The sequence below is a fragment of the Bradyrhizobium sp. P3_C3 genome, from assembly GCF_056402655.1.
The window spans coordinates 53284-70413 of the sequence record NZ_JBFUGY010000022.1; the positions used below are offsets into that span (position 1 = coordinate 53284).

Genomic DNA, 17130 nt, shown 5'->3' on the forward strand with positions numbered 1-17130 from the left:
CCTGCGCAAGAGTTCCTTCACCATTCGCGTTGACCGAATGTTTACCGCTTTACGAGAGGCGGCGTTTACCAACGTGCATCATTGCCCGTGAAAACACCTGCAATCGCTTGAGTGTGCCGCACGCGCAACGCCGATTAACGCCCCGGCAACCTAAATTGGATATTGACGATAAAGATCGAATTGTACGGACGTACTGCGGTTCGATTTTTCTGGCGTAAGCGTAGCGTGAGCGTGTCGATGTCAGTGTTGCGTAACCATCCGAAGGGCGCGCGGTTCGCGTCCTTCGGAATCGGTCTCTGCATCTTCGCATTGATGCCGAGAGAGACCGGTTATCAGGATATCGCGTCGTTGCTGGCGCGGCAGCCCGGCGTCGCCGAGCGCTGGCAGAAGCAGGTGTTCTCTGCCGCGTCCTCGATCCAGCTCGCCACCTACAGCTTTTCCCGTCCGATCGGCACGTCGCTTCCGCAGAGCGCGATGGTTCGCCTGGCGAGCCTCGATGGTCGCGACGTCACCGGCGCGATCAGCCGCAATCCTGCGCTTCAGGCGCCGCCGCGCTACCAGGCCGCCGATTTTCCCAAGGTCGATCGCTCCATGAAGGGGGATCGCCTCGCAAGCGTCACGCCCACGCAGGCTCCCGAGACGACCGCACCATCGGCCGCGCCGGCCCAGCAGGATCCCGCGACATCGAACAGCTCGGTGTTCGGCGCCAAGACCGCCGCGTTGCCGCAAATCATGTCGCCGGAGTCCGCGGCGGCGCTCGATCCCGAGCTTCAGGAAGCGCTGCGTGCGCCGCCGCTGCCGCAATATGCCAATCCGCCGCAGGCCAGTGACGCAGCGCGCGCGTTCGCGGTCCAGCCGCTCGAGGCGCTGAAGCAGGCGACCCTTCCTGATGCAGCGCCGCGCGATCCCTTCCGCGTCAAGACCTCGAACCTGTTTTTCGGGAGCTCCTCGCTCGGCGGCAATCTCGAGAGCATCGAGAGCTGGCAGCCCGGCGCCGAGCCGCTGATCGTGATGCCCGATCCTGATATGAAGGTGACGGCCGCGCTGTCGCCGCCGTCGGCCGAGATCGCCAGGGACATCGAAAGCGGCGAGAGCGTCGCGCCGAAGGGCGAGGTCAACGCCGACAACCAGCGCGCCAGATCGCCGGCGGAGCGGCTCGCGCTCGACGACAAGTCGCGCGCAAAGGCCGAGAAGTGTCTCGCCGAAGCCGTCTATTTCGAATCGCGCGGCGAGGCCGTGCGTGGCCAGATGGCGGTTGCACAAGTCGTGATGAACCGCGTCTTCTCCGGCAAATATCCGGACACCGTGTGCGGCGCGGTCTATCAGAACAAGCACCGCCATTTGGCGTGTCAGTTCACCTTCGCCTGCGACAACAATGCCGACGTGATCCGCGAGCCCGAGATGTGGGAGCGCGCGAAAAAGATTTCGAAGGCGATGCTCGACGGCCAGATCTGGCTGCCCGAAGTGGGCAAGTCCACCCACTACCACGCCTACTGGGTGCGTCCGTCCTGGGTCGCCGAGATGAAGAAGATGTACAAGACCGGCGTCCACACCTTCTATCGCCCGCGCGCCTGGGGCGACGGCAGCAAAGAACCGAGCTGGGGCACCCCGGCCCAGACCGCCGCGCTCTCTGCCGAGCTCGCCCAGGAAGCCAAGAGTTCCGCCGAGATGGGTGTGAGCGAACGAAGATAATCATTCACGGAAGTTCGTCATGCCCGGGCTTGTCCCGGGCATCCACGTTCTTTGTGTTGCGAGGCGAGGCGTGGATGGCCGGGACAAGCCCGACCATGACGGTGTGGCTCACGCCTCGATATCCAGCGCGCAGTCGAAATTCGGCGCCGAATGCGTCAGCGCGCCGGATGAGACGTAGTCGACGCCGGTCGCCGCGATGGCCGCGATCGAGTCCAGCGTGACGCCGCCGGATGCCTCCAGCTCGAGGCGCCCCTCGTTGAGCCTGACAGCCTCGCGCAGCGTCGCAAGGTCCATGTTGTCGAGCAGCACGGCATCGGCGAGCCCGGTGCCGAGCACCTCGCGCATTTGCGCGAGCGTATCGACCTCGATCTCGATCTTGACGAGATGACCGGCATGGGCACGAGCGCGCTCCAGCACCGCACCGATGCCGCCGGCGACCGCGATGTGGTTGTCCTTGATCAGGATCGCATCGTCGAGCCCGAAGCGGTGGTTGAAGCCGCCGCCGCAGCGCACGGCGTATTTCTCCAGCGCCCGCAATCCCGGCGTGGTTTTTCGCGTGCAGCAGATGCGCATTTTGGTGCCTTCGGTGCGCGCGACATAGTCCGCCGTGAGCGTCGCAACGCCCGACAGCCGGCCCACGAAATTCAGCGCCGTCCGCTCCGCCGTGAGAATGGCGCGGGCCGGGCCGGATATCGTCAGCACGTGCTGGCCGCGGGCAACCCGTGCGGCGTCGCGGACATGTGCGCGCACCTCGATATCGGATGAGAGCTTTTGCAGCGTCGCCAGCGCCAGCGGCAGGCCGGCGATCACGCCGGACTGGCGGGCGACCAGGACGGCCTGCGCCTTGGTCGCCTCCGGGATCGTTGCAAGCGAGGTGATGTCGCCGGCGCGGCCGAGATCCTCGTCGAGTGCGCGATGCACGGCCTCGTCGATCGCAAGCGGCGACAGGAAGGCGTCGGGATAGAGCAGTGACGTCGGGGTGATCATGGGGAACTCCATCAGGCGATCATCGGTCGGGCGGTGCGTGGCAGCGGACGCTCGCTCAGGCTCTCCGCGATCTCACGTGCCTCCGTGAGCGTCGTCATCGTTCTCTGTGCCAGCGTGGGGACATCCGCCGGATGGTCGGAGCGGAAATGCGCGCCGCGGCTCTCGCGCCGCCTCCAGGCTGAAGCCGCGACGAGCAGGGCTGAAGCCGCCATGTTGCGAAGAGCGATGCTTGCGGGGCCGCGTTCGACTGCGGCGAAGCTGCGCACGGCCTCCGCAAGCCCGTCACTGTTGCGGATCACGCCGACATGCGCGCTCATCATCGTTCGCAACCGCTTCACGGCGGCAGCGTCCGTCATGCCGCCACGCGACGTCACCAACGCATCGGGAAGGCGGGCGGGCGAGGGGATCGCGCGGCCGGCGATGTCGTCGGCGATACGGGCGGCGTAGACCACCGCCTCCAAGAGCGAATTCGAGGCGAGCCGGTTGGCACCATGCGCGCCGGTGGAGGACACTTCGCCGCCGGCCCAGAGCCCGTCGATCGAGCTGCGGCCGCGCTCATCCACCGCGATGCCGCCCATGTGGTAATGCGCGGCCGGCGCGATCGGGATGGCCTGCGTGGCGGGATCGATGCCGGCCGCGATGCAGCTTGCATGCACGGTCGGAAATTTGTCGGCGAAGCGCGTGCCGAGCGCCTGCCGGGCATCGAGGAAGGCGCCGCGGCCGGCCGCGATCTCGGCGAATACGCCGCGCGCCACGATGTCGCGCGGCGCGAGCTCTGCCAGCGGATGGAGCGTCGTCATGAAACGTTCGCCATCGCCGTTGATCAGCGTCGCCCCTTCGCCGCGCAGCGCTTCCGTTGCCAGCGGCGCCGGGTCGCGGCCGGCCATGATGGCGGTGGGATGGAACTGCACGAACTCGGGATCGGCGATGACTGCGCCGGCGCGTGCTGCGATCGCAAGGCCGGAGCCGCTGGCTTCGAGCGGGTTGGTGGTGACGGCATAGAGATGGCCGAGGCCGCCGGTCGCCAGCACGACCGCGCGGGTGGCGAGCAGGACCGGYGGTGCAGCTGGATTGCCGGCCTCGCGCAATTGAAGGCCGGTGATCGCGCCGTCCTCGGTCAACAGCGCTTCGGCGACGAGACCTTCGATCAGTCGGATCGACGGCGTGCGGCGTACGGCCTCGCTCAGCGCCGCGATGATCGCGGCTCCGGCCCCGTCGCCGCGCACATGCACGATGCGCCGCGCCGAATGCGCGGCCTCGCGGCCGACCGCGAGCTTGCCTTCGAGGTCGCGGTCGAACGGCACGCCATAGGCGAGTAGGTCGTGGATTCGTGGCGCCGCCTCGCGCGCGATGCCGAGTGCGACCGCTTCATCGACAAGACCGCCGCCGACGGCGATGGTGTCAGCGGCGTGCGCCTCCGGGCTATCGCCTTCGGCCACGGCCGCAGCGATGCCGCCTTGCGCCCATGCGGACGACGCGCCCTGTCCGAGCGGGGCGGCCGAGATCAGCGTTACCGGCCGCGGCGCGAGCTTCAGTGCACAAAAGAGTCCGGCGAGGCCGCCGCCGACGATGACGACGTCATCGGTGCTGCGGGTGAGATTGTGGATGTTGTCTTGCATGCTTCACTCTCAATTCTTCAGATTGATCATCCGCTCGACCGAGCGCCGCGCGCGTTCCGCGAGCGCGCGATCGATCGTGACCTGCTCGCCAAGCGTGAGCAGGCTGTCCAGAATGTTGGCGAGCGTGATGCGCTTCATGTGCGGGCAGAGATTGCAGGGGCGGAGCATCTCCACATCAGGCAGCTCGGCGCGGACATTGTCGGCCATCGAGCATTCCGTGATCATGACGAGCCGCCGCGGCCGCCGCTCGCGCACCCAGTTGATCATGTGCGCGGTCGAGCCGGTGAAGTCGGCTTCCGCCAGCACATCAGGCGGACATTCGGGATGCGCGATGATCTGCACCGACGGGTCGGCCTCGCGATAGGCGCGCAGCTCCTCGCCCGTAAAGCGCTCGTGCACCTCGCAGGCGCCCTTCCAGGCGATGATTTTTACGTCGGTCTTCGAGGCGACATACATTGCAAGGTAGCGATCGGGCAGGAAGATCACGGTCGGTGCGTTCAGGCTCTCGACCACTTGCACCGCGTTCGACGAGGTGCAGCAGATGTCGACCTCGGCCTTCACCTCTGCGGAGGTGTTGACATAGGCGACGACAGGCACGCCGGGAAATTTTTCGCGGAGCAGGCGAACGTCCGCGCCCGTGATGCTGTCCGCGAGCGAGCAGCCGGCGCGGCTATCCGGGATCAGCACCGTCTTGTCCGGATTGAGCAGCTTTGACGTCTCCGCCATGAAGTGCACGCCGCACTGGACTATGATGCCGGCCTTTACCTTGGTGGCTTCGACCGCGAGCTGGAGCGAGTCGCCGCCGATGTCGGCGACGCAGTGAAAGATCTCGGGCGCCTGGTAATTGTGCGCGAGGATCACCGCGCCGCGCGTAGCCTTCAGCTCGTTGATCGCCTTGATCGTCGGCGCCATCAGCGGCCACTCGATCGGGGGGATCACGTGCTTCACGCGCTCATAGAGCGGTGCAGTGGCCCGCTCGACGTCCGCAGTCCATTCCAGTGAGGGCTTCGGCAGCGCGGGGCCGGTTCGCGCTGCTATGGCGCGCGGAGGAGCGGGGACTTGGCCCTGCGGCCGATTGGCGAAGTCGTCGGGGCCGTAAATTCCAGTGATGGGCATGGAAGCCTCCCGTGAATGCTAATTATGCTCCATGTGAGTATATATAGGGCCCGAGAAATCCGGCCGAGAGGGCCGGTGGGTTTCGCTAGAGCTCCCATATACTCAATCTGAGTAGATCGAAGATAACACGCGCCCGAGCAAGCCGCTAGCCCCCGCCGCACACATTCCCGTCAAATCGCGCTCGGCGCGTCGGGGAGGGCCGCGATGAAACGCAATGCTCCGGCGCCAGCCCTTCGTGGAACGCAATCATTTTTGACTTGGGATCTTCATGCATCTGCATTAAACGCGTGACTCGCGGTTGCCCATTCCGGATCCGCCAGCGACTGATGAGGAACCCATGTCCACTCAAGCGGGCGAGCTCGGTCCGGTTTCGCGTTCCTCCTCCTGGCGCACCCCGGCGATCATCATTCTCTGCGGCTGTGCGATCGGCATGCTCGGCTTCGGCCCGCGCTCGGCGCTCGGCTTCTTCGTGCAGCCGATGAGCCATGAGTTCGCCTGGGGCCGCGACGTGTTTGGCCTCGCCATCGCCTTTCAGAATTTGCTGTGGGGATTGGGCCAGCCGATTGCCGGCGCGGTCGCCGATCGCTTCGGCCTGTTCCGGGTGATGTGCGTCGGCGCGCTGCTCTATGCCGGCGGCCTTCTTTTAATGCGCTATTCCTCGACGCCGCTGTCGCTGAACATCGGCGCAGGTGTCATGGTCGGCTTCGGTCTCGCCGGCTGCTCTTTCAATCTGGTGCTGTCGGCCTTCACCAAGCTGTTGCCGGCCGAGAAGCGCGGGCTTGCACTCGGCGCCGGCACCGCGGCGGGTTCGTTCGGGCAGTTCCTGTTCGCGCCGATCGGCGTCGCGCTGATCGACAATTTCGGCTGGCAGCAGGCGCTCACCGTGTTCGGCTTCCTGATGCTGCTGATCATCCCGCTGTCGCTGGCACTCTCGACGCCGCCGGTCGCAACCACGGCGAACGCTGCGCCCGCGGATGAGCAGACCTTTACGAAAGCGCTCGCCGAAGCCTTCGGCCATCGCTCCTATGTGCTGCTGGTGCTCGGCTTCTTCACCTGCGGTTTCCAGCTCGCCTTCATCACCGTGCATCTGCCGGCGTTCCTGGTCGATCGCGGCATCTCGACGCAAACCGGCGGCTGGGTGATCGCGGCAATCGGCCTGTTCAACATCATGGGATCGCTGAGCGTCGGCTATCTCCAGAACTCGCTGCCCAAGCGCTACATCCTCTCCGCGATCTATTTCACGCGCGCGCTTGCGACGCTCGCCTTCATCTCGTTCCCGATCACGCCGTTCTCGGCGATCGCATTCGGTGCGGTCTCCGGTCTGACCTGGCTGTCGACGGTGCCGCCGACCTCGGCGCTGGTGGCGCTGATGTTCGGCACGCGCTGGCTCGCCACGCTCTACGGCTTTGCCTTCGTCAGCCATCAGGTCGGCGGCTTCCTCGGCGTCTGGCTCGGCGGCATCGTGTTCGAAAAGTTCGGTTCCTATACGCCGATCTGGTGGCTCTCGATCCTGTTCGGCGTGCTGTCCGCGCTGATCAATCTTCCGATCGTCGAGAAACCGGTTCAGCGAGCGGTTGCGCAGCCTGCCTGATCGGCTAAACATCCCCTGAAACAAGTCCAGGGAGTTCAGTCGTGGCCACATTCAAGGCGATCCGGATCGACAAGGCGGACAAGGGCACCACCGCCGCACTCACGCAGTTCGACGACGCCGAACTGATGGACGGTGATGTCACGGTCCGCGTGGAATGGTCGACGTTGAACTACAAGGACGGCCTCGCGCTCACCGGCAAGGCGCCGGTGGTGCGTCGCTTCCCGATGATCGCCGGTATCGATTTCGCCGGCACGGTTGAAACCTCCTCCCATCCGCAATGGAAGGCGGGCGACAAGGTCGTCTGCACCGGCTGGGGCATGGGCGAGACCCATCTCGGCGCCTATGCCGAGAAGGCGCGGGTCAAGGGCGACTGGCTGGTCGCCTTGCCGCAGGGCCTGTCGGCGCGTGACGCGATGGCGATCGGCACCGCCGGCTTCACCGCGATGCTATCGGTGCTGGCGCTGGAGAAGCACGGCCTGTCGCCGAAGAGCGGCCCTGTGGTGGTGACGGGCGCGGCCGGCGGCGTCGGCTCGGTCGCCACTGCCGTGCTCTCGAAGCTCGGTTATCACGTCATCGCCTCGACCGGCCGCGCCTCGGAAGCCGACTATTTGAAAGAGATCGGTGCGGCCGAGATCATCGACCGCAATGAATTGTCGGCGGCGGCCAAGCCCCTCGCCAAGGAGCGCTGGGCGGGCGGCGTCGACAGCGTCGGCTCGACCACGCTCGCGAATCTCCTGTCGATGACGAAGTATGGCGGCGCGATCGCGGCGTGCGGCCTGGCGGCCGGCATGGACCTGCCGTCTTCTGTCGCACCCTTCATTTTGCGCGGGGTGTGCCTTCTCGGCATCGATTCCGTGATGTGCCCGATCGAGCCGCGGAAAGCCGCCTGGCAGCGTCTGGCCTCGGATCTGGATCGGACAAAACTATCTGAAATTACTCATGAAATTCCGCTTGAGGAAGTTTCGGAGTGGGGCGCGAAAATCCTCGCCGGTCAGGTCCGCGGCCGCATCGTGGTAAAAATTGTCTAACGGCGTTCAGACTTTACCAACCAAGCTGCTTCAATGTTGCCTTGGTTAGTATGGTAAGCAGCGGGTAAAGAGATAAGGCATCGCCCGCGCTGGGGTTGGTTCGGAGTTGAGCATGCTTGCGCGTATTGTGTTGGGGGCTGTCACGGCGGCAGCGACGTTTGCGCCGGCCATTGCAGGAAGCATGAACGCCGACGAGGCGCGCCGCTTCGTTGCCGGTAAGGTGTTCGCCTTCACCTGTTTCGACGGTACCCGCGGCGCAGGCCGCATCCTGGACGACCTCGGCGCCGCCGGCGCGGTGCAGTTCTCGGGCGCAGGCCCGGTGAAGCATCTCCGCCTGCCCGGCAACACGCTCCAGATCCGCGGGCAGAACGTCTGCGCCTCGATCAAGGGCATTCCGTTCGAGCCCTGCTTCAACCTGGAAAAGACCGACGATCGCAGCTTCCGCGGCTCGGTGTCGGGCATGGGCTTCGCCTATTGCGACTTCCACCACCAGGGCGGCAATCAGATGCTGATGGCCCGCGCGACGGCGCGTCCGCGCTCGCTGCGCTCTTCGGAGCGCACCGGTTCGGTCGCTGCGTCCAACACTGAAGTCGCCGCGCGCGTCGAGACGCCGCGTGTCGAGAGCAGCCGGCTCGAGCCGGTGAAGTCCGAAGCCAAATCGGAGCCCGCCAGGAACGACGCTCCGCTGGAATTGCGCCGCTCGACCCAGTGACCTGGCTGCGCGGGACCGCCCGCGCATTTTGTCGTTGAGAATATTCATCGGTCACCAAGCCGCCGCGCCGTAGTCATACGGACGGCGGCTTTCATGCCTTGGTAGCGACTCGCGTCCCAGTTTTGCCCAGGGCCGGGGGGTGCAAGGATTCTACGATGTCGTTGTATTTCTTTCGCATCAGCACCGGTCGTTATTCCGGCGCCGCCGACCAGCCTTACGAGTTCGAGGATCGCGCCGCCGCCTGGGCCGAGATGAGCGAGGTCTGCGCCAACCTGCTCGGCAGCATCGCGCGCAACCTGAAGCCGAATGCGAAGTGGAGCATGGAGCTGCTCGACGAGAACAAGAAGCCGGTCTTCCGCGTCAGCCTGGTCGGTGAGACCGTGTGCTGATGACCGCGAACGGGCAACCGTTAACGGACGCCAGTGCGTGCAAATCCGCGAGATCCATCGCGTTGCACGTGAAAAGTGCGCAACTGCAGTAGTTTAAGCACCATTTCAGTATTTCTACCCAGGCTGCCGCGGCCACCCTTAACGTTAATGAGTAACCTCGCGGTTAGCCTTCCCGGACTGTTCACGCGCGTCGGCGCGGCAATGCGTATCCGGGGATTATGTCGATGATGTTCATTCAGAACCTGCGAATTGGCACCAAGCTCGCTGTGACCTCGGCACTCACCATCGCGCTCGTCGCGCTGATGATCGTCCTCCAAATGAACGGCGACGCTGCGGTTCAGAAGCTCAGCAATGGGGCATCGGGGCAGCAGTCGATCGCGCAAAGCGCCGCGGAAGCCAAAGCGTCGGTCCGCGGGATGCAGATCGGCATTCGTGACATCCTGAGCTCCACGTCGCCGGCCGAGTTGCAGAAGGCCGTCACCTATTTCAACGATCGGCAGACCGCGGCCCTGAAATTCGCGGACGAGATGGCGAAGCTGTCGCGCTCGCTGGAGAATCACAAGCGGATCGACCGCCTGGTCGTGTTGGTCGGCAATTTCAGCAAGGGGCAACAGCAGATCGAAGCGATCCGCAAGCAGGAGCTCGCCCTGAGCGCGAAGAAGGAGGGCGAGGCGGCAGCACCGCTCGCAAAGCTCGTGGCCGAGGTCGACCGCATCCGCAAGGAGATGCTGGCGCCGATCAACGAAGAGATATCGGAGCTGACCAACGAGATCATCAACTTTGCCAAGCAGAAGAGTTCCGAAGCCCGCGCCGAAGCCGAAGCTGAGGCCGCGTCCGTCGCGCGGACCTCGTTCGTCGCCGGCGTGCTGGTCGCGCTGGTTCTGATCGGGGCGTGCATCTTCTCCGTCTTCAGCATTGCGCGGCCCATGCGCGCATTGACGGCGGCGATGGAGAAGCTCGCCGGCGGCGATTTCTCTGTGGTGCTGCCGGGCCTCGGCCGCAAGGACGAGGTCGGCGAAGTCGCCGGTGCCGTCGAGAAATTCAAGATCGTGTCCGAACAGAAGGCGCGAGAGGACGCGGAAGCCAAGTCGCGGCAGGATCAGCTCGCGGCCGAGCAGCGCAAGTCCGAGATGCGCAGGCTCGCCGACAGCTTCGAAGGCGCCGTCGGCGAGATCGTCGGTACGGTGTCGTCGGCTTCCACGGAGCTTGAAGCATCCGCCACCACGCTCACCTCGACCGCGGAGCGCACGCAGCAGCTCACCACCGTGGTCGCGGCGGCCTCCGAAGAGGCCTCCACCAACGTGCAGTCGGTGGCGTCGGCAACGGAGGAGCTGTCGTCGTCGATCACCGAGATCAGCCGGCAGGTGCAGGAATCCGCGCGTGTAGCGAGCGAAGCGGTCGGCCAGGCCCGTACCACGACCGACCGTGTCAGCGAGTTGTCGAAGGCGGCGACGCGGATCGGCGACGTCGTGGAGCTGATCAACACCATCGCCGGCCAGACCAACCTGCTAGCGCTCAACGCCACGATCGAGGCCGCGCGCGCCGGCGAAGCGGGCCGCGGTTTTGCCGTGGTCGCCTCCGAAGTCAAGGCGCTCGCCGAGCAGACCGCGAAGGCGACCGGTGAGATCGGCCAGCAGATCGCCAGCATTCAGGCTGCGACCGAGCATTCGGTCGGCGCCATCAGGGACATCAGCGACACCATCGAGAAGCTGTCGGAGATCTCCTCGGCGATCGCGGCTGCGGTCGAAGAGCAGGGCGCCGCGACGCAGGAGATCTCGCGCAACGTGCAGCAGGCAGCGGAAGGCACCCATCAAGTGTCGTCCAACATCACCGACGTGCAGCGCGGCGCGAGCGAGACCGGCTCGGCGTCCTCGCAGGTGTTGGCGGCGGCGCAGTCGCTGTCCGGCGACAGCAATCGCCTCAAGCTCGAGGTCGGCAAGTTCCTGGGTACCGTTCGCGCGGCCTGACCAAAACCGCAGGGAGAGCCTTGCTCCCTGCGCAACTCTCGGAATGCAAGAGCGGCGTCGATCGCGGTGAAAACTCCGTGTTTCTACGGCAAACGTGGTTAAGGGAAGCGGAATGGTTTTGGACGAAGTTCATGGGAATTCAGCCGCTTGAGCGGCAGCGTCCATGAAGGGTTCCAGTCATGCATTTTCTCGGCCGCTTCCGCATCCTGAGCAAGATCCTCGGGATCGTCGTCCTGCTGTGCGGGATCGGTGCCGCGATCGCCTGGATTGGCGTCTCCGCCCTCAGCGATCTCAGCGAAAAGGCCGACGTGATGTCGACCGCGGCCAAGCGGGCCTTGCTCGCCGCGCGCGCCAACCAGAACGTCATCGCGCTGAACCGCGCTGAATTCCGCAGTGCGCTTGATCCGCGTGACGACAATCGCCTCGCCGCGCGTGATGTCATCAACGCCCAGCTCAAGCAGTATCAGGAGCGTTTCGACGAGGTCAGCCAGACCCCGGACGCCAAGACGCTGCTCCCGGGCGTGCGCGAGGCGTTCTCGGCCTACAAGAGCCAGATGGACACGACGCTCGCGGCCGTCGATGCCGAGAAGTCGGCGAAGCTCAGCGACAGCGCAGACAAGCTGCGCGACATCGCGATGAAGAGCAGGACCGCTGCGGAGAACCTTCAAGGCAAGATCCGCGAACTCGCCGATCGGCTGAATACGCGCGTCGAGGAGAAGAGCAAGGAAGCGCGCGAGCAGTATGAATCGACGTCACGCTTCCTGATCATCCTCGCAGGCCTCGGTGTCATCATCGGCGGCGCGTTGGGCTTCATCATCGGTCAGTACGGCATCGCGCGGCCGATCCGCATGATCGTCGGTGTGCTCCAGGAGCTTGCCGCGGGCCGCTATCAGGTCGAGATCGCCGGCCTTGATCGCAAGGACGAGGTCGGCGAAGTCGCCAAGACCGCGGAAGTGTTCCGGGAGAACGGCCTTGCCAAGATCCGGATGGAAGCCGAGCAGAAGGAGATGGAGCAGCGCAGCGCGGCGCAGCGTCGCCAGGACATGCTCCGGCTTGCCGACCAGTTTGAAACCGCCGTCGGCGAGGTGATCGAGACCGTGAGCTCGGCCTCGACCGAGCTCGAGGCTTCCGCGACGACGCTGACCTCGACCGCGGAGCACGCGCAGCAGCTCGCGACCGTGGTCGCTTCGGCCTCTGAGGAAGCCTCCACCAACGTGCAGTCGGTGGCCTCGGCGACCGAGGAGCTGTCGTCCTCGATCACCGAGATCAGCCGCCAGGTGCAGGAATCCGCGCGCGTGGCGAGCGAAGCCGTCGGCCAGGCCCGCACTACCACCGAACGTGTCAGCGAACTGTCGAAGGCGGCAACGCGGATCGGCGACGTCGTCGAGCTGATCAACACCATCGCCGGCCAGACCAACCTGCTGGCGCTCAACGCCACGATCGAGGCTGCGCGTGCCGGTGAAGCTGGCCGTGGCTTCGCCGTCGTCGCTTCCGAAGTGAAGGCGCTTGCCGAGCAGACCGCGAAGGCGACCGGCGAGATCGGCCAGCAGATTTCCGGCATCCAGTCTGCTACCCAGGAATCGGTCGGCGCCATCAAGGACATCAGCGACACCATCGAACGCCTGTCGGAGATCTCTTCGGCGATCGCGGCAGCGGTGGAGGAGCAGGGCGCGGCGACGCAGGAAATCTCCCGCAACGTGCAGCAGGCGGCGGAAGGCACCCATCAAGTGTCGTCCAACATCACCGACGTCCAGCGCGGCGCGAGCGAGACCGGCTCGGCGTCGTCGCAGGTGCTTTCGGCTGCGCAGTCGCTGTCCGGCGACAGCAACCGCCTCAAGCTCGAGGTCGGGAAGTTCCTCACCACGGTGCGCGCCGCCTGAGGGCGGCCGTCCTCACCCCATCATCCGCCGATTGCAACCGCCGCGCGAGGACGCGTGGCGGTTCGCATGCGTCCGCAGCCGATGCCGCGGTGAGAAGGTCTGCACGGTTAACCTTCCGGAAAACCGATGCAGTCATGATCTCGCAATATTCGGGTGCCGAGGCGCCCTCCCTGTATTGCGTATCGAACGTATCGGAGCACATTCAATGAGCGGCTTCTCCATTCGCCTCACCCACAAGGTCATGGCGATCGGACTCTTCGGCCTTGTCGGTCTCGTCGTCTTCGGCGCGATCTACGAGATCGGCAGCTTTTCTCAGGACGCCTCCCGCACCGTTGCCAACCGCGCCCGCGCGATCGCTGACCTCAACAAGCAGCTCACGATCGAGATGCTGGAGGCGCGCCGCAACGAGAAGAATTTTCAGCAGCGCCGCAACGAAAGCTACGCCAAGGCCCATGCCGAGCTGATGGGACCGATCAACCGCGATTTCGACGAGGTCGAGCGGTTGATGGCGGCCGGCGGCATGAGCGCGCTGTCCGACAAGACCAGGCAGGCGCATGACGGCTTCAAACGCTATGCCGAGGATTTCAAGGCGCTCGTCGTGGCCGAGACCAGACTTGGGCTGAACGAGACGCTTGGCCTGTCCGGCTCGCTCCGCGCCGCCGTGCACGACATCGAGGTGAAGCTCAAGGAGATCGACGATTCCAGGACGACGAGCTGGATGCTGATGATGCGCCGGCACGAGAAGGACTTCATGCTGCGGCGCGACCCCAAATACATTGCCGAAGTGAAGAAGGCCGGGGTCGAATTCTCCAAGGCGATCGAGGTGGTCGCAGTCCCGACGGCGGTGATGAACGACATCACGGCCAAGCTCCAGAAATACCAGTCCGAGTTCGCGGCCTGGGCCGAGACCGCGCAGCAGAGCGCTGCGCTGGACGCCAGCATGATGAAGACGTTCCGCGAGCTCGAACCCTCCATGGTCGAGGTGCGGGCCGCCGTCGACGCCATGTACAGGCAGGCGGACGCCGCCGAGGCCGCAACGCGCGATGCCGTGCGCATGTGGATGATGATCGCTTTCGCTCTCACCGTCGTCGTGCTTGCCGTGGTCGGCTTCTTCCTCGGGCGCTCGATCTCGAAGGCGCTGTCCGGCATGGTCGGTGCGATGACGCGGCTGGCACGCGGCGAGCTTTCGATCTCCGTCCCTGGTGTCGGGCGCAAGGACGAGATCGGCGAGATGGCCGGCGCGGTCGAGGTGTTCAGGACCAACATGGCGGAGGCAGAGCGGCTGCGTGCGGAGCAGGCCGAGGCTGACGCGCGCGGGCGCGAACGGCGCAAGGCGGACATGCAGCGCCTCGCCGACGGGTTTGAAGGCGCAGTCGGCGAGATCATCGATACGGTGTCGTCGGCGGCAACCGAGCTCGAGGCGTCCTCCAACACGCTGACGCAGGCCGCTGAGCGCGGCAACGGGCTCGCCACGGCGGTGGCGGCGGCCTCGGAGGAGGCGTCCGCGAACGTGCAGTCGGTGTCGTCCGCGAGCGAGGAGATGACCACATCGATCTCGGAGATCAGCCGCCAGGTGCAGGAATCGGCTCGCGTCGCCGACGTCGCGGTCGAGCAGGCCCAGCGCACCAACGCGCGCGTCGCTGAGCTGACCAAAGCGGCAGGCCGCATCGGCGACGTGGTCGAGCTGATCAACACCATCGCCAGCCAGACCAATCTGCTGGCGCTGAATGCCACGATCGAGGCGGCACGTGCGGGCGAGGCCGGCAAGGGCTTTGCGGTGGTCGCGACCGAAGTGAAGGCGCTCGCCGAGCAGACCGCGAAGGCCACCGGCGAGATCAGCCAGCACATCGGCGCGATCCAGACCGCGACGCAGGATTCGGTCGGCGCGATCAAGGAGATCGGCGACACCATCGCGCGGATGTCGGAAATTTCCTCGGCCATCGCCGCAGCGGTGGAGGAGCAGGGCGCCGCGACGCAGGAGATCTCCCGCAACATCCAGCATGCCGCGCACGGCACCTCGGAAGTCTCCGCCAATATCGGCAACGTCCAGCGCGGCGCAGGCGAGACCGGGGCTGCGTCGGCCCAGGTGCATTCGGCGGCGCAATCGCTGTCTCAGGAGAGCAACCGGCTGAAGAGCGAGGTCGCGCGCTTCCTGGAGTCGGTGCGGGCGGCGTGAGGTCGTCAGTTGCTCCGTTCGAGCCGCGCATCGCGGTGCGCCAGTGTGGCGTCGCGCGATGTCTGCTGCATTGCAACCAATAATTGCGGAACATATAACGGCGGCGACAGCGAATTCCGTAGTTTCACGTAGGTTCCTGTTAACGCCTGTTTGCAACTATGAGCGCAATCTTACGGGATAAAAATCAGCCAGCATTGTTGAACTGACTTCCGCCCTGTCGTCCGTCGTGACGATGGCGGCGCAGGTGATTTGCGCGTTGCTAGGTCTCATCGGGATTTGCTGTGATGTCGAAGTTGTCGATCGTGTTCAAGCTTCTGACCGTGTTGTCGGTCCTCGTGCTGTCGCTCGCCGGCGTCGGCGTGATGGCGATCGGCACCATGCAGAGTATCAATTCCCACACCGTCGAGATCGCGGAGAGCTGGCTGCCGAGCGTGCGTGCGCTCGGCTCGCTCCGCGCCGACATCAACGAGTTGCGCGTCGCGCTGCGCCTGCACCTGATGCAGGACACCGCCGAGGGCAAGGAAGCCGCCGAGAAGCGCCTCGCCTCGCTGCAGGCGCGCATCGACCAGACCCGCAAGGTCTACGAGCCGCTGATCACCTCAGCCGAGGAGCGTTCGCTCTATGAGCAGTGGAGCAAGGCGTGGGCCGAGTACCTGAACGGGGTGCAGGATGTCATGGCGCTGTCGCGCAAGGGCGTCGGTCGCTTCCCGACCGATGCCAACGAGCTGTTGCAGACCAAGGTCGCGAAGATGGCCCAGGCCGCCGACCCGCTGCTCCAGAAGGGCATCGAGATGAACAACCGGGGCGCCGAGCTGGAGACGAAGCAGGCGGCCGACAGCTATGCCACGATCTTCCGCGTGCTGGTCGGCATCATCGTGTTCTCGGTCGTGATCGCGATCGGTGCCGCCTATTATCTCGTGCGTGACGTTTCTCGCGGCATTGCCTCGATCATCCATCCGATGCAGTCGCTTGGCGAAGGCGACCTCTCCGCCGAGGTGCCGCATCGCGGCGAGAAGACCGAGATCGGCTCGATGGCGGATGCGCTCCAGATCTTCAAGCAGGCGTTGATCGCCAAGAAGGCCGCCGACGAAGTCGCTGCGGCCGACGCCGAGGCCAAGATCGAACGCGGCCGCCGCGTCGACGCCATCACCCGCAAGTTCGAGGCCATGATCGGCGAGGTCGTCGGCACCGTGTCGTCGGCCTCGACCGAGCTCGAGGCCTCCGCGACCACGCTGAGCAGCACCGCGCAGCGGGGGCAGGAGCTTGCGACCGTGGTCGCTGCGGCGTCCGAGGAAGCCTCCACCAACGTCCAGGCGGTTGCGTCCGCATCGGAGGAGCTGTCGTCCTCCATCACCGAGATCAGCCGCCGCGTGCAGGATTCGGCGCGGATGGCCGCGGAGGCCGTCGAGCAGGCGACGCGGACCAACGACCGCGTCAACGCGCTGTCGCAGGCGGCATCGCGTATCGGCGACGTGGTCGAGCTCATCAACACCATTGCCGGTCAGACCAACCTGCTGGCGCTCAACGCCACCATCGAGGCTGCGCGTGCCGGTGAAGCCGGCCGCGGCTTCGCGGTCGTCGCCTCCGAGGTCAAGGCGCTGGCCGAGCAGACCGCGAAAGCGACCGGCGAGATCGGGGCGCAGGTCTCCGGGATCCAGTCCGCGACGCAGGAATCCGTCAGCGCCATCCAGGAGATCGGCGGCACCATCGAGCGGCTGTCCGAGGTGGCGGCGGCCATCGCAGCCGCCGTCGAGGAACAGGGCGCGGCCACGCAGGAGATCTCGCGCAACGTGCAGCAGGCTTCGGTCGGCACGCAGGAGGTCTCGATGAACATCACGGACGTTCAGCGCGGTGCGATCGAGACCGGCTCGGCGTCGACGGAGGTGCTGTCGGCGGCGAAATCGCTGGCGACCGACAGCACGCGGCTCAAAGTCGAGGTCGCGCAGTTCCTGGAGTCGGTCCGCGCGGCTTGA

General features: G+C 65.6%; 12 protein-coding genes. 9 read left to right on the forward strand and 3 right to left on the reverse strand.

The annotated features are described in order from the left end of the window. The first annotated feature begins 237 nt into the window (after positions 1 to 237). A complete protein-coding gene (locus AC1DW2_RS24100) occupies positions 238 to 1692 on the forward strand; it encodes a cell wall hydrolase (protein WP_477007256.1) in 1455 nt (484 codons plus the stop codon). A gap of 108 nt (positions 1693 to 1800) precedes the next feature. On the opposite strand, the gene nadC is transcribed toward AC1DW2_RS24100, so the two are convergent. The 3 genes from nadC to nadA are packed head-to-tail and all read right to left on the reverse strand — an operon-like array spanning position 1801 to position 5414. Beyond that, entirely contained in the window at positions 1801 to 2679 is an 879-nt protein-coding gene (gene nadC / locus AC1DW2_RS24105) for a carboxylating nicotinate-nucleotide diphosphorylase (protein WP_477007257.1), read from the reverse strand. Between the two features lie 11 nt (positions 2680 to 2690). Continuing rightward, a complete protein-coding gene (locus tag AC1DW2_RS24110; RefSeq protein WP_477007258.1) occupies positions 2691 to 4298 on the reverse strand; it encodes an L-aspartate oxidase in 1608 nt (535 codons plus the stop codon). Between the two features lie 9 nt (positions 4299 to 4307). Next, entirely contained in the window at positions 4308 to 5414 is a 1107-nt protein-coding gene (gene nadA, locus AC1DW2_RS24115; protein WP_477007259.1) for a quinolinate synthase NadA, read from the reverse strand. A 337-nt stretch (positions 5415 to 5751) separates the two neighbouring features. Here nadA and AC1DW2_RS24120 point away from each other — a divergent pair, with 337 nt between their 5' ends. The 8 genes from AC1DW2_RS24120 to AC1DW2_RS24155 all read left to right on the forward strand — a co-directional run bounded on the left by AC1DW2_RS24120 (position 5752) and on the right by AC1DW2_RS24155 (position 17130). Continuing rightward, the gene (locus tag AC1DW2_RS24120) at positions 5752 to 7005 is read left to right on the forward strand and encodes an MFS transporter (protein ID WP_477007260.1); all 1254 of its coding nucleotides are present in this window, start codon (positions 5752 to 5754) and stop codon (positions 7003 to 7005) included. A 41-nt stretch (positions 7006 to 7046) separates the two neighbouring features. Continuing rightward, entirely contained in the window at positions 7047 to 8033 is a 987-nt protein-coding gene (acuI, locus tag AC1DW2_RS24125; RefSeq protein WP_071916123.1) for an acrylyl-CoA reductase (NADPH), read from the forward strand. Between the two features lie 112 nt (positions 8034 to 8145). Then, complete coding sequence (locus tag AC1DW2_RS24130) at positions 8146 to 8745, forward strand: hypothetical protein (RefSeq protein WP_166086373.1); 600 nt, start codon at positions 8146 to 8148, stop codon at positions 8743 to 8745. A gap of 155 nt (positions 8746 to 8900) precedes the next feature. Continuing rightward, the gene (locus AC1DW2_RS24135) at positions 8901 to 9134 is read left to right on the forward strand and encodes a DUF6894 family protein (RefSeq protein WP_028152150.1); all 234 of its coding nucleotides are present in this window, start codon (positions 8901 to 8903) and stop codon (positions 9132 to 9134) included. A gap of 224 nt (positions 9135 to 9358) precedes the next feature. Beyond that, a complete protein-coding gene (locus tag AC1DW2_RS24140) occupies positions 9359 to 11101 on the forward strand; it encodes a methyl-accepting chemotaxis protein (RefSeq protein WP_477007261.1) in 1743 nt (580 codons plus the stop codon). A 179-nt stretch (positions 11102 to 11280) separates the two neighbouring features. After that, complete coding sequence (locus tag AC1DW2_RS24145) at positions 11281 to 12981, forward strand: methyl-accepting chemotaxis protein (protein ID WP_477007262.1); 1701 nt, start codon at positions 11281 to 11283, stop codon at positions 12979 to 12981. 205 nt (positions 12982 to 13186) lie between these two features. Further along, positions 13187 to 15157 carry a methyl-accepting chemotaxis protein gene (locus AC1DW2_RS24150; RefSeq protein ID WP_477007263.1) on the forward strand — a complete coding sequence of 657 codons (1971 nt, stop codon included), beginning with the start codon at positions 13187 to 13189 and terminating at the stop codon, positions 15155 to 15157. A 284-nt stretch (positions 15158 to 15441) separates the two neighbouring features. Beyond that, positions 15442 to 17130, forward strand: a complete 1689-nt coding sequence (locus AC1DW2_RS24155) for a methyl-accepting chemotaxis protein (protein WP_071916120.1) — start codon at positions 15442 to 15444, stop codon at positions 17128 to 17130.